We start from the raw sequence: 11,948 nt of genomic DNA, 5'->3' as shown, positions 1-11,948 counted from the left end.
GCTGATCATTCCCGAACTCGGCCAACTGGCGATGATTCTGGCCATCTGCTTTGCGTGTGTGCAAGCCACCGTGCCGCTGCTCGGCGCCTGGCGTGGCGACAGCTTGTGGATGAGCCTGGGACGGCCGGCGGCCTGGGGGCAATTCGCTTTCCTGGCGTTTGCCTTTGGCTGTTTGACTCATGCGTTCATGACCGACAACTTCTCGGTTGCCTATGTTGCCAACAACTCCAACAGTGCTTTGCCCTGGTACTTCAAGTTCAGTGCTGTATGGGGTGCCCACGAAGGGTCGTTGTTGCTCTGGGCAATGATCCTCGGTGGCTGGACGTTCGCCGTGTCGATTTTTTCCCGGCAGTTGCCACAGGTCATGCTGGCGCGGGTGCTGGCCGTCATGGGCATGATCAGTGTCGGATTCCTGTCGTTTCTGATTGTCACCTCCAACCCATTTCAGCGCATGCTGCCGCAGGTGCCGACAGACGGTGCCGACCTCAACCCGCTGTTGCAGGACATTGGCCTGATCGTTCACCCGCCGATGCTGTACATGGGCTATGTAGGTTTCTCAGTCGCCTTCGCCTTTGCCATCGCCGCCTTGCTCGGCGGCCGTCTGGACGCCGCCTGGGCCCGCTGGTCACGACCGTGGACGCTGGTCGCCTGGGCCTTCCTGGGTATTGGTATCACCCTGGGCTCGTGGTGGGCCTATTACGAGTTGGGTTGGGGCGGCTGGTGGTTCTGGGACCCGGTGGAAAACGCCTCGTTCATGCCCTGGCTGGTGGGCACGGCACTGATTCATTCCCTGGCCGTCACTGAAAAGCGTGGGGTGTTCAAAAGCTGGACTGTGTTGCTGGCCATCGCGGCGTTCTCGTTGAGCCTGCTTGGCACCTTCCTGGTTCGTTCCGGTGTTCTGACCTCGGTGCATGCTTTCGCCTCCGACCCGGAGCGCGGCGTGTTCATCTTGATCTTCCTGCTGTTTGTCGTCGGCGGTTCGCTGACGCTGTTCGCCATGCGCGCGCCGGTGGTCAAGAGCCAGGTTGGCTTTGCCTTGTGGTCGCGAGAAACATTGCTGCTGGCCAACAACATTGTGTTGGTTGTCGCGGCGTCGATGATTCTGCTTGGCACGCTGTATCCGTTGATTCTTGATGCGCTCACCGGCGCCAAGCTCTCCGTCGGCCCGCCGTACTTCGATGCGTTGTTCATTCCGCTCATGGCGTTGCTCATGGTGGTCATGGCAATCGGTGTGCTGGTGCGCTGGAAAGACACCCCGAGCAAATGGCTGCTGGGCATGCTGACCCCCGTGCTGATTGGCAGCGCCGTACTGGCGCCGGTTGGTGGCCTGCTGGTCGATGACTTTGATTGGCAAGTACTGACCACCTTCGCCCTGGCGGCGTGGATCGTGCTCGCAGGTGCTCGGGACATCCTCGACAAGACCCGTCACAAAGGGTTGTTCAAGGGACTGCGGGGTCTCAATCGCAGCTATTGGGGCATGCACGTTGCGCATCTGGGCCTGGCGGTTTGTGCGCTGGGTGTGGTGTTGTCGAGCAACAACAGTGCCGAGCGCGACCTGCGCCTGGCGCCGGGCGAGTCGGTTGAGTTGGCGGGTTATCAGTTCGTCTTCGAGGGCGCCAAGCACTTTGAAGGGCCGAACTTCACCTCCGACAAGGGCACCGTGCGGGTGATCGAGGATGGCCGCGAGATCAGCGTGCTGCATCCGGAAAAACGCCTGTATACCGTGCAGCAATCGATGATGACGGAAGCGGGCATCGACGCCGGCTTCACCCGTGACCTTTATGTGGCCCTTGGCGAGCCGCTGGACAACGGTGCGTGGGCGGTGCGGGTACACGTCAAGCCATTCGTGCGCTGGATCTGGCTGGGCGGTCTGCTGACCGGCCTCGGTGGCCTGCTGGCGGCCATGGACGGACGTTATCGAGTCAAGGTCAAAGCCCGCGTACGTGAAGTACTGGGCATGTCTGGAGCAACTGCATGAAGCGTTGGATCATGGTGCTGCCGCTGGCAGTGTTTCTGCTGGTGGCGGTGTTCCTCTACCGGGGCCTGTTCCTCGACCCCACCGAGCTGCCTTCGGCAATGATCGGCAAGCCATTCCCGGCCTTTGCACTCAAGTCGGTGCAGGACGGCAAGGCGCTTACCCAGGCAGACCTGATCGGCAAGCCGGCATTGGTCAACGTCTGGGCGACCTGGTGCCCATCGTGCAAGGTCGAGCATCCGTATTTGAATAAGCTGGCCGAGCAGGGCGTGATTATCCATGGGGTCAACTACAAGGACGATAACGCCGCTGCGATCAAATGGCTGGCCGAGTTCCACAACCCCTATCAGCTCAATATCGAGGATGATCAGGGCTCGCTGGGCTTGAACCTGGGCGTGTACGGTGCGCCGGAAACCTTCCTGATCGACGCCAAGGGCATCATCCGTTACAAGCACGTCGGTGTCGTCGATGCGACAGTCTGGCGCGAGCAACTGGCGCCTATGTACCAGGGACTGGTCGATGAGGCCAAACCATGAAGCGCTGGCTAGCCGGAGCATTGCTCGGCCTGAGCCTGGCCGGAGTGACCCAGGCGGCCATCGACACCTATCAGTTCGCCGATGATGCCGAGCGCGCGCGTTATCACGACCTGACCAAGGAGTTGCGCTGCCCCAAGTGCCAGAACCAGGATATCGCTGACTCCAACGCACCGATTGCCGCCGACTTGCGTCGGGAGATTTTCCGCATGCTTGGCGAGGGCAAGAGCAATCAGCAGATCATCGACTTCATGGTCGATCGCTATGGTGATTTCGTGCGCTACAAGCCCGAGTTAACCGCACGAACCTGGCTGCTGTGGTTCGGCCCTGGCGTATTGCTGGTTGGCGGCTTTGGCTTGTTGGCGCTGATCGTGCGCAAGCGTCGGGCGCAGAGCGCTGGTGGCCCTGTCGACCTTTCCCCCGAGGAGCGTGAGCGCCTCGCCAAATTGCTGGACAAAGAACAGACCCATGACTGATTTCTGGCTTGCTGCAGGCCTGCTGTTGCTGGTGGCCCTGAGCTTTTTGCTGATCCCGGTGTTGCGTGGCCGTCGTGCGCAACTGGAAGAAGACCGCACCGCACTCAACGTTGCGCTTTACCAGGAGCGGGTCGCTGAACTGACCGCGCAACAGGCCGCAGGCGTGCTCGATGACGCCCAGTTGGCCAAAGGGCGCGACGAAGCAGCTCGCGAGCTGCTGAGCGACACCGAAAATGCGGAACCCCAGCGCCTGGGGCGCCTGGGCAAGCCACTGCCGTTGCTGGCTGCGGTGTTGGTGCCCTTGATGGGCCTGGGCTTGTACCTGCATTTTGGCGCCAGCGAGCAGGTCGAGTTGACCCAGCAGTTTGCCAAGGCGCCGCAGTCCATGGAGGAGATCACCGCACGTCTTGAACGAGCGGTCGAGATGCAACCCGATTCGGCTGAAGGTCTGTACTTCCTCGGTCGTGCCTATATGGCCCAGGAGCGTCCTGCCGATGCCGCGAAAGTCTTCGAGCGCGCCGCCAACCTTGCGGGTCGTCAGCCGGAGTTGCTCGGGCAGTGGGCCCAGGCGCTGTATTTCGCTAACGGCAAACAGTGGAACGAGCAACTGCAAGCGCTTACCGATGAGGCACTGAAGGCCGATCCAAACGAGGTCACCAGCCTTGGCCTGCTCGGTATCGCAGCGTTCGAGAGTGAGCACTTCCAGCAGGCTATCGTTTACTGGAACCGGTTGCTGGCGCAGTTGCCCGAAGGCGATGCATCACGTGCCGCCTTGCAAGGCGGTATAGAACGCGCCCAGGACAAGCTCAAGGCGGGTGAAGGCAACGTTGCCCAAGCACCGGCAACGGCCCCGGCAGTAGCGACGACGGGGGCCCGGCTCAAGGTGCGCGTGGAGCTTGCAGCTGCGCTCAAGGACAAGGTCAAACCGGACGACACGGTGTTTATCTTTGCCCGTGCCAGCTCCGGTCCACCCATGCCACTGGCGGCCAAGCGCGTGACCGTTGCCCAACTGCCCATCGAGGTGGAGCTTGGCGACAGCGACGCAATGATGCCGAGCATGAAACTGTCGAGCTTCCCTGAAGTCCAACTGGTTGCGCGCGTGTCTCGCGCTGGCCAGCCGACCCAGGGTGAGTGGATCGGTCAAAGCAGCCCGCTGGCCAGCAGCACTACCGCAGCGCAGCACCTGACCATCGACAGCCCGGACCAGTAAGAGAACCACTATGAACAGTATCGCTCGCCTTGCCCTTATTTCACTGGCCGTAGGCCTGAGTGCGTGTACTGTTCATCAGCCCTCGGAGCCGACGACACCGCCGATCGAGCGGTTGCCGTCGGGACCAGGTACCCAACCAACTCCGCGCCCAAGCACGGTGCCGAGCAAACCACCGGTCGTTACCCCGGCGCCCAAGCCCATGCCGCGAACCTCGGCAAGCTTTGCGCCACCCCCAGGTGGTGCCAGCCACTGGGATCCGCGCATGGGCGTCTACGTGCTTGAAGGCCAGACCAACACGTTCTACCGCCAGCGCACCTATTATCGCTGGAACAACGGCTGGAGCTGGTCGACCAACCTCAACGGCCCTTGGCAGGAAACCGACAGCAGTGGTGTTCCGGGTGGTTTGGGACGGGCTTTCGCCCAGTAAGCACAAGCCCGCATAATGCCCCTTCGCATTGATCCGGAGGGTGGCATGAGTAAGACAGTCCTGGTACTGGTAGAAACCGTTGACGATTACCTGCCGTTGCTGGAGCAGGCTGGGTATCGTCTGATTCGAGCCCAGACCCCCCTGTCGCGTGCCGAAGCTGTTATCCGTCATGCCGACGAAATCGACGCGGTACTGACCCGTGGTCCATTGGGGCTGACCGCCGCGGAAATCGGCGCGTTGTCGGGGCTGCAAATCATCTGCGTGATCGGTGCCGGCTATGAACAGGTGGATCTTGCCGCTGCCGCAGCCCGTGGCATTACCGTTACCAATGGTGCGGGCGCCAACGCCACGGCAGTGGCCGACCATGCCATGGCCATGCTGCTTGCGCTGCTGCGAGACATTCCTCGCGCGGATGCCAGTACCCGACGAGGCGAATGGAATCGGGTGATCAGTCCTTCGGTATCGGGCAAGCGCATGGGCATTATCGGCCTCGGTGCGGTGGGTCTGGCCATTGCCAAGCGTGCGGCGCTAGGCTTTGACATGACTGTCAGCTATCACAACCGCCGCCCGCGTGAGGCTGTGCCCTACAGCTTCTACGACAGCCCGCTGAGGCTGGCTGAAGCCGTGGATATCCTGGTAGTGGCAACGCCGGGCGGAGCGGGCACTGAGCACCTGGTGGATGCTCAGGTGCTCGCTGCATTGGGCCGCGAGGGCTATCTGCTCAATATCGCTCGCGCCAGTGTGGTCGATTCCAATGCCCTGGTGCAGGCCTTGCAGCAAGGCATTATTGCCGGTGCGGGGTTGGACGTTTTCGATGACGAACCCGATGTGCCAGAGGCACTGAAAGCACTGGGCAACACTGTGCTGACCCCTCATGTTGCGGGTCAATCCCCGGAAGCTGCGCGTGACACGGTAGCGTTGGTGCTGCGCAACCTGAATGCATTCTTTGCTGGAGAAACGGTGTTGACGCCAGTGCCCATGTGATTCGTTCGGGCGCTTTCGAGCAGGAAGAGGCTGGGCTGTGCTGCTGCTAGACTTCAGGTCCAACTCACCTCTGCAAGGAACCTTGACCATGTCCCTGATAAAAAACGGCAGTTGTCTGTGTGGCGCAGTCAAACTGAGTGCCAACCTGGAGAAGGCCAGCGTCAGTACTTGCCATTGCAGCATGTGCCGCACGTGGGGAGGTGGGCCGTTGTTTTCCGTGCACTGTTCGCAGCCGGTAACGTTCACTGCCGGTCAGCCGGTGGTCTATGACTCTTCCGAATGGGCAGAGCGCTGCTTCTGTGGCCGGTGCGGCACACATCTTTTGTATCGACTGAAAAACGGCCAGTTCGATTCTGTCTCGGTCGGTGTTCTGCAAGGTGGCACTGATTGGGTCTTTGACTTGCAGGTGTACATCGATGAGAAGCCGAACTATTACTGCTTCGCCAACGACACACCGACCATGACCCGCGCCGAAGTAGAGGCACTGTTCAACTGAGTGCCAGCAGCCAGTCAGCGAACACCTGTGCGGCGGCCGAGCGGGACACCTGTTTGTCGTGCACCAGATAGTCGGCCTGCCCGGTGTGCACGACAAAGGCCGAAACCTGGCGGATCGCCCCTTGTTCAATTCGCTCACGTGCCATGAACTCCCAGCCCAAACCTACTCCCATGCCTTGCAACACGGCTTCGAAGACCAGGTTGACCTGATTGAACGTCACCGCCTCTGCAGGTGCTTGGTAACGCAGGCCCTGGTGGCTGAACCAGTCCTGCCAGTCCAGGCAATTCCAGGCTGAGGCATCCAGTTGAATGAGCGGCAGGGTTCGCAGTTGTTCGAGCGAATCGACGTCAGGAAGGCTACGTTTGACGCTGGCGATCGGGTAGATGACCTCATCGAATAGCTTGTCGGCCTTGAGTGAACTCCAGTGGCCATGGCCATACAGAATGCCGAAGTCGTAGTCGGCAATATCACGCTCACTGATTTCATTACTGGCATGGATATTCACAGTCAATTCAGGGTGCTGCTCGTTGAAACGCAGCAATCGCGGGAACAGCCAGTACTGGGCCACAGCGTGCGTACAGATGACACTGACGTTGCGGCTGCTGTGACCGGCTTTAAGGCGCAGCACATTGTTCAGCAGGCTCTCCAGCATCGGTTCGACGATCGCGCTGAAACCTTCCCCAGCCGACGTCAGGGCGATACCGCGGGCGCGACGTTCGAACAGGACTGCGCCAAGATGCTCCTCCAGCAGTTTGATCTGCTTGCTGACAGCGCTTTGGGTCAAGTAAAGCTCACCGGCGGCGCGGGTAAAACTGCCGGTGCGCACCACGGCTTCAAAGGCTATCAAAGTATCCAGTGGAGGTAGGTGACGACTGAATCGACTCATGCTGATGGTCCGACTTGAGGAATGGCTACATCATAGAGTCGAAGCCTTGAAGCTTAAAGGTATTCCCCCTGGGAATGTCTGCATGCCCAATGATCTTTTGTTTCGGCGTGTACCAAAGGATAGCCTGCGCTCATATTCGAACAGGAGCAGGCAAGTGAAACAGGGTGTGGCCTATGCCGGGTTAGCCGGAGCGATGTGGGGACTGGTGCTGATGGTGCCGCAGTGGTTGCCAGAATTTAGTCCGGTGCTGCTCACTTGCGCGCGTTTTGTGCTGTTTGGCCTGGTGACACTGGTATTGGCAGTGCCAATGCGCAAAGCGGTGGGTCGACTGACTTTCGCCGACCTGTGGATGCTTGGACGCTTGGCGCTGATCGGTAACGTGTTGTATTTCATTTGCCTGGTAGCCGCAATCCAGCGCCTCGGGGTGGCACCGGCCTCATTGATTGTCGGTGTCCTGCCGCTGACCATCACCCTGTATGGTCGCCATGACAGCGGCGGCGTTGCGCTCAAGCAGCTGGTTGGGCCATTACTGCTGATTCTGGCCGGCATGCTGTGTATCAATCTGCAGACCTTTGCGGTTGAACCGGGGGAGACAGGCGACAAATTCGTCGGCGTCCTCTATGCCCTGGCGGCACTCGTGTGTTGGACCTGGTACGCGGTCAATAACAGCCGCTATCTCAAGCAGTGCGGACATTTTGACAGCCACCAGTGGTCCGTATTGTGTGGGGTGATGACGGGGGTGTTCAGTCTGATGTTGGTGGTAATTCTCGCCCTGTGGCAGCCTGCGCAATTGCAGGTCGAAGTACCCGCTGAGCGCTGGTGGCTGTTCTGGGCGTATAGCCTGGGTTGCGCAATATTCGGTTCGTGGCTGGCCGCATTGCTTTGGAACGCGGCCTCCAAGCGCATGCCATTGACCTTGAGTGGCCAACTGATCGTCTTCGAAACCTTGTTCGCCTTGCTTTATGCCTTTATTTGGCGGCAAAGCGGACCGACACTACTGGAGGCTCTGGCGATTATCCTGGTTATTGGCGGCGTGTGTTGGTCGATGCGCCAGCATGGCAGCCCGGCGACGCTTGCCAAACCGGTTCATTCTTGAGAAAAGGCTGCCACGAAACAGCGTCCACGCGTCAATGAGGTCAAGCATGAGCAGCGAGTTGCAAATCACCGACATCCAACTGGGTGAAGGCAAGGAGGCGGTCAAGGGGGCCCTGATTACCACCCAGTACACCGGTTGGCTGGAAGACGGCAGCAAATTCGATTCTTCCTACGATCGCGGCAAACCGTTCCAATGTGTGATTGGCACCGGACGGGTAATCAAGGGTTGGGATTTGGGCCTCATGGGCATGAGAGTAGGCGGCAAGCGCAAGCTGGAGGTGCCGTCGCACCTGGCCTACGGCGAGCGCAGCATGGGGGCGATAACGCCGCATTCGCACCTGACGTTTGAAATCGAATTGCTGGAAGTGCTTACCCGCGATGATTGACCCGCACTTGTCTTTATTCGGTAACAACACGACTTTAAAGTGGTTCTTGCTCAGGGTAGAGCATTCAGGGATCGAACCAAACGGGATTGACGCACTCTTAGTTAGCCCCGCTCCACGGATGGAACAACAGACAGGGATCACCCGCGGCTTCGGCCGCGGCGTGTCATAGGCGGGTCAGCCTCACCTCCTTTTTGCCGTGAAGAGCCCGCTCCATGAAGTTGTTGACCCTGTTCAAACGTCACCGCCATGCGTTGTGTTCCTTGGCCGTGCTCGGTGGTGTGACCATGCTGGCACTGGAAGCCGTCGAAAGCCGCGCCGAACCGATGGATGGTACCCAGACCCTGGTATTTCTGCGCCATGCCGAAAAACCTGGCGAAGGCCTCGGGCAGCTCAATTGCCAAGGTTTGAATCGTGCGTTGGACTTGGCCACCTTGCTGCCGGAAAAATTCGGAAAAGCCGATTATGTCTTTGCTGCCAACCCCTCTCGCCATGTTGAAGAGGGCAGTAAGGACGACGCCTACAGTTACATTCGTCCACTGATGACGATCAGTCCCAGCGCAATCAAACTGGGCTTGCCGGTGAACATCGACTTCGGTGCCAATGACACGGGCGAACTGGCTGAGGAACTGCTTCAAGACAAATACCGCAACGCTACGGTGTACACCGCCTGGTCCCATGGCTACCTGCCTGAATTGATCAATACCGTGGCTGGCAAGGCTGTGGGTGAAAAGCAGGTGATCACCGAGGATTGGGATGGCGGCGATTTCGACTCGCTGTATGTCTTGACCCTGACTTGGCACGATGGCAAAGCCAGCCTGCTTAGCCGCAACTACAAGCAAGGCCTGAACAACGGCGAGCACAGCTGCCCGAGTTGACTCGCCAACACCTAGGCCATGGGCGGCAGGCGCCGCTTTACCGGCGTCTTTTTCACGATAGCGGTGTTGGTCTCGGCATGACTGTTGAGCTTGTCCAGCAGCGTGTCCAATTGCTCCATCGAGCGTACATGCAGGCGGGCGATAAAGCAGTCGTCACCGGTGACCTTGTCGCACTCGGTGAATTCGGTAATGGCCATGATCTGGCGCTCGACCACCTGCAATTGCCCTGGCAACGGCCGCACCCGGACGATGGCCTGAAGCTGATAGCCAAAACAGCGTGGATCTATCTCCACGGTGTAGCCTTTGAGCACGCCGCGCTCTTCAAGGCGGCGCAAGCGCTCGCTGACACTGGGCGAGGACAGGCCGCTCAATTGCGCCAACGCTTTGAGCGAGCGGCGCGAGTCTTCCATCAACGCCTTGATCAGCAACTGGTCGATATCGTCGGTCATGCTGGCCTCGTTAGGTGGTGGGTGTGATTTGCCTTGATAGTAAAGGTAGATTGGCAGTTTAGCCTGATTTATACGCTGGAGCGGCGTTCATCTGACTCGCATAATTTAGCCATTGTCGAGGAGGTGAGTGATGGACAGTTCAATACGTCGCGGTTCGCTGGAAATGGTCGCCGCCATGTTGATTTCGGGGACCATCGGCTGGTTCGTCTTGGTGTCCGGACAGGCGGTGCTGGATGTGGTGTTCTGGCGCTGCGTGTTCGGCGCCGCAACGTTATTGCTCATCTGCTTGGCCCTGGGTTTTCTCAAACCCGGCATTTTGACGCTGGCGACCTTTGTCCTGGCGGTGCTCAGTGGCGTTGCAATCGTCGGTAACTGGGTGTTCTTGTTTGCCTCCTATTCGCGGGCGTCGATCGCCATTGGTACCGCGGTATACAACGTGCAACCCTTCATGCTGGTAGGGCTGGCTGCGGTGTTTCTCGGCGAGAAAATCACCCTGCAGAAGGTGTTCTGGCTTGCCCTGTCTTTTATCGGAATGCTGGCGATTGTCAGTGCCCACGGTAGTCAGAGTGGCAGCGGCAGTGACTACCTGCTGGGCATCGGCCTGGCCTTGGGGGCAGCGCTGCTCTACGCAATAGCGGCATTGGTCATCAAGCGCCTCAGCGGCACACCACCTCATCTGATTGCCTTGATCCAGGTGTGCACCGGCATCCTGCTGCTGGCGCCTTGGGCCAATACCTCGGGCTTGCCGAGCGACGCTGGCGCGCTGGCCTCGCTGATCACCCTTGGGGTCGTTCACACCGGGGTGATGTACGTGTTGCTGTATGGCGCAATCCAGAAACTGCCGACCGCCTTGACCGGGGCCTTGTCGTTCATTTACCCGATTGCAGCCATCCTGGTTGACTGGTTCGCCTTCGGCCATCGCCTGGAACCCCTGCAGTGGTTGGGCGTGGCGGCGATCCTGTTGGCCGCCGCCGGCATGCAACAAGGCTGGTGGTTCAAGCCTGGGACGAAGGTGGCTGCGGTCAAGCCAGACTGACGGCTGCGCGATCGATCAGCGCTGCCACTTCGGCAGTTCGCTCATGATGGTCGTCCCGCAATGGAAGTAGGGAGTGCCAGTGTAGACCAGCCTGCCGACCTTCGAGATGAGTCACCGACGGCGTGTGGTCAGGGTAGAATAGGGCGCTTTCCCGTATTGAATCTGCCCATGACTTCTGTGATCGACACCCTCGCGCAACATTTGCTGCTGGCGCTTGACCCGGCGCCGGCCGAAACCCGTCGCTTGTTCCATGGCCGTGGCCGTTGCTGGCCGGGGCTTGAGCAAATCACTGTGGATTGGTTGCAAGGTGTGCTGTTGGTGTCCCTGTTTCGCGAGCCGCCCGCAGGCCAGTTGCCGGAGTTGGAGCAGATGTTGGCGGCCTTGTCCAAGGCGCCATGCTGGAGCGGGCAGGCAATTTTGCTTCAGCACCGCTACCTGCCAGACAGCCCGGGTCAGTGGTTGCTGGGCGAGTCCAGCGAGCATTGGCTAATCGATGAGGACGGCTTGCGCTATCAACTCGACCTTGGCTTGAAGCAGAACACAGGCTTGTTCCTCGACATGCGCTATGGGCGGCGCTGGGTACGCGAGCAGGCCGCGGGCAAGCGCGTATTGAATCTGTTCGCCTATACCTGCGGCTTTTCCGTAGCAGCGATTGCTGGTGGCGCCGAGCAGGTCGTCAACCTCGACATGGCGCGTTCGGCCCTGAGTCGTGGGCGCGACAACCATAGGCTCAATGGTCACGACGTGGGACGGGTGAGTTTCCTTGGGCATGAGTTGTTCAAGTCGTGGGGCAAGGTGCGTAAGTCCGGCCCGTACGACCTGATCATCATCGACCCGCCGACCTTCCAGAAAGGCAGCTTTGTGTTGACCCAGGACTACCGCAAGATTCTGCGCCGCCTGCCTGAGCTGTTGAATGAAGGTGGGACGGTACTGGCCTGCGTGAACGACCCCGCCATCGGACCGCAATTTCTCATCGAAGGTATGGCCGAGGAAGCCCCGGCGCTGAAGTTTGTCGAGCGCCTGGCCAACCCGCCGGAGTTTCCCGATAACGATCCGGCAGGTGGGCTCAAGGCGTTGGTGTTCCGTCAGTAGGGGGATGTCCCGGCGGACAACTGCTAGG

At 59.8% G+C, this 11,948-nt stretch carries 14 protein-coding genes; 12 read left to right on the top strand and 2 right to left on the bottom strand.

Translation table 11 applies throughout. The features are described from left to right. Nucleotides 1-4 precede the first annotated feature (4 nt). From V0R60_RS21955 to V0R60_RS21925, 7 genes are all read left to right on the top strand, one after another. Nucleotides 5-1,978, top strand: coding sequence for a heme lyase CcmF/NrfE family subunit (locus V0R60_RS21955; protein ID WP_330079387.1), 1,974 nt, complete (start codon nt 5-7; stop codon nt 1,976-1,978). Then, the gene (locus V0R60_RS21950; RefSeq protein ID WP_330079300.1) at nt 1,975-2,511 is read left to right on the top strand and encodes a DsbE family thiol:disulfide interchange protein; all 537 of its coding nucleotides are present in this window, start codon (nt 1,975-1,977) and stop codon (nt 2,509-2,511) included. Before V0R60_RS21955 ends, V0R60_RS21950 begins: the two co-directional genes overlap by 4 nt. Next, nucleotides 2,508-2,984: a cytochrome c-type biogenesis protein gene (locus V0R60_RS21945; protein ID WP_330079301.1), complete on the top strand. Its 477-nt coding sequence runs from the start codon at nt 2,508-2,510 to the stop codon at nt 2,982-2,984. The genes V0R60_RS21950 and V0R60_RS21945 overlap by 4 nt, the downstream gene beginning before the upstream one ends. After that, complete coding sequence (ccmI, locus tag V0R60_RS21940) at nt 2,977-4,194, top strand: c-type cytochrome biogenesis protein CcmI (RefSeq protein ID WP_330079302.1); 1,218 nt, start codon at nt 2,977-2,979, stop codon at nt 4,192-4,194. Before V0R60_RS21945 ends, ccmI begins: the two co-directional genes overlap by 8 nt. Before the next feature lie 10 nt (nt 4,195-4,204). Further along, entirely contained in the window at nt 4,205-4,621 is a 417-nt protein-coding gene (locus V0R60_RS21935; RefSeq protein WP_136477482.1) for a superantigen-like protein SSL4, read from the top strand. 45 nt (nt 4,622-4,666) lie between these two features. Then, nucleotides 4,667-5,605 (top strand): 2-hydroxyacid dehydrogenase, encoded by a 939-nt coding sequence (locus tag V0R60_RS21930; protein ID WP_330079303.1) that lies wholly within the window; start codon nt 4,667-4,669, stop codon nt 5,603-5,605. Nucleotides 5,606-5,693: 88 nt separating this feature from the next. Then, nucleotides 5,694-6,101 (top strand): GFA family protein, encoded by a 408-nt coding sequence (locus V0R60_RS21925; protein ID WP_136477480.1) that lies wholly within the window; start codon nt 5,694-5,696, stop codon nt 6,099-6,101. On the opposite strand, the gene V0R60_RS21920 is transcribed toward V0R60_RS21925, so the two are convergent. Further along, a complete protein-coding gene (locus V0R60_RS21920; protein WP_330079304.1) occupies nt 6,094-6,987 on the bottom strand; it encodes a LysR substrate-binding domain-containing protein in 894 nt (297 codons plus the stop codon). The two genes, V0R60_RS21925 and V0R60_RS21920, sit on opposite strands and share 8 nt — an antisense overlap. 154 nt (nt 6,988-7,141) lie before the next feature. Between V0R60_RS21920 and V0R60_RS21915 the strand changes: the two genes are divergently transcribed. The 3 genes from V0R60_RS21915 to V0R60_RS21905 all read left to right on the top strand — a co-directional run bounded on the left by V0R60_RS21915 (nt 7,142) and on the right by V0R60_RS21905 (nt 9,343). Beyond that, nucleotides 7,142-8,083, top strand: a complete 942-nt coding sequence (locus V0R60_RS21915; RefSeq protein WP_330079305.1) for a DMT family transporter — start codon at nt 7,142-7,144, stop codon at nt 8,081-8,083. Between the two features lie 46 nt (nt 8,084-8,129). Then, the gene (locus V0R60_RS21910) at nt 8,130-8,468 is read left to right on the top strand and encodes an FKBP-type peptidyl-prolyl cis-trans isomerase (RefSeq protein WP_136477477.1); all 339 of its coding nucleotides are present in this window, start codon (nt 8,130-8,132) and stop codon (nt 8,466-8,468) included. Nucleotides 8,469-8,680: 212 nt separating this feature from the next. Beyond that, nucleotides 8,681-9,343 carry a histidine phosphatase family protein gene (locus V0R60_RS21905; RefSeq protein ID WP_330079306.1) on the top strand — a complete coding sequence of 221 codons (663 nt, stop codon included), beginning with the start codon at nt 8,681-8,683 and terminating at the stop codon, nt 9,341-9,343. Between the two features lie 11 nt (nt 9,344-9,354). On the opposite strand, the gene V0R60_RS21900 is transcribed toward V0R60_RS21905, so the two are convergent. After that, nucleotides 9,355-9,792: an Lrp/AsnC family transcriptional regulator gene (locus tag V0R60_RS21900; protein ID WP_330079307.1), complete on the bottom strand. Its 438-nt coding sequence runs from the start codon at nt 9,790-9,792 to the stop codon at nt 9,355-9,357. A 130-nt stretch (nt 9,793-9,922) separates the two neighbouring features. On the opposite strand from V0R60_RS21900, the gene V0R60_RS21895 reads away from it, so the two are divergent. Together V0R60_RS21895 and V0R60_RS21890 are read left to right on the top strand one after the other, a co-directional pair. After that, complete coding sequence (locus tag V0R60_RS21895) at nt 9,923-10,828, top strand: DMT family transporter (protein ID WP_330079308.1); 906 nt, start codon at nt 9,923-9,925, stop codon at nt 10,826-10,828. A 168-nt stretch (nt 10,829-10,996) separates the two neighbouring features. Then, the gene (locus V0R60_RS21890; RefSeq protein ID WP_330079309.1) at nt 10,997-11,920 is read left to right on the top strand and encodes a class I SAM-dependent methyltransferase; all 924 of its coding nucleotides are present in this window, start codon (nt 10,997-10,999) and stop codon (nt 11,918-11,920) included. Nucleotides 11,921-11,948: the final 28 nt, after the last annotated feature.

The sequence above is a fragment of the Pseudomonas auratipiscis genome (assembly GCF_036324085.1).
Classification (GTDB): Bacteria; Pseudomonadota; Gammaproteobacteria; order Pseudomonadales; family Pseudomonadaceae; genus Aquipseudomonas; species Aquipseudomonas auratipiscis.
Note: the sequence above shows the minus strand (reverse complement) of the source record. Positions and strands in the feature narration are given on the sequence as shown.

Bases quoted from the DNA above. Each gene is read 5' to 3' on its own strand.
- V0R60_RS21905 (WP_330079306.1), top strand. From the start codon at position 8,681: ATGAAGTTGTTGACCCTGTTCAAACGTCACCGCCATGCGTTGTGTTCC.
- V0R60_RS21930 (WP_330079303.1), top strand. From the start codon at position 4,667: ATGAGTAAGACAGTCCTGGTACTGGTAGAAACCGTTGACGATTACCTG.
- V0R60_RS21890 (WP_330079309.1), top strand. From the start codon at position 10,997: ATGACTTCTGTGATCGACACCCTCGCGCAACATTTGCTGCTGGCGCTT.
- V0R60_RS21920 (WP_330079304.1), bottom strand. From the start codon at position 6,987: ATGAGTCGATTCAGTCGTCACCTACCTCCACTGGATACTTTGATAGCC.
- ccmI (WP_330079302.1), top strand. From the start codon at position 2,977: ATGACTGATTTCTGGCTTGCTGCAGGCCTGCTGTTGCTGGTGGCCCTG.
- V0R60_RS21895 (WP_330079308.1), top strand. From the start codon at position 9,923: ATGGACAGTTCAATACGTCGCGGTTCGCTGGAAATGGTCGCCGCCATG.
- V0R60_RS21945 (WP_330079301.1), top strand. From the start codon at position 2,508: ATGAAGCGCTGGCTAGCCGGAGCATTGCTCGGCCTGAGCCTGGCCGGA.
- V0R60_RS21950 (WP_330079300.1), top strand. From the start codon at position 1,975: ATGAAGCGTTGGATCATGGTGCTGCCGCTGGCAGTGTTTCTGCTGGTG.
- V0R60_RS21935 (WP_136477482.1), top strand. From the start codon at position 4,205: ATGAACAGTATCGCTCGCCTTGCCCTTATTTCACTGGCCGTAGGCCTG.
- V0R60_RS21900 (WP_330079307.1), bottom strand. From the start codon at position 9,792: ATGACCGACGATATCGACCAGTTGCTGATCAAGGCGTTGATGGAAGAC.
- V0R60_RS21910 (WP_136477477.1), top strand. From the start codon at position 8,130: ATGAGCAGCGAGTTGCAAATCACCGACATCCAACTGGGTGAAGGCAAG.
- V0R60_RS21925 (WP_136477480.1), top strand. From the start codon at position 5,694: ATGTCCCTGATAAAAAACGGCAGTTGTCTGTGTGGCGCAGTCAAACTG.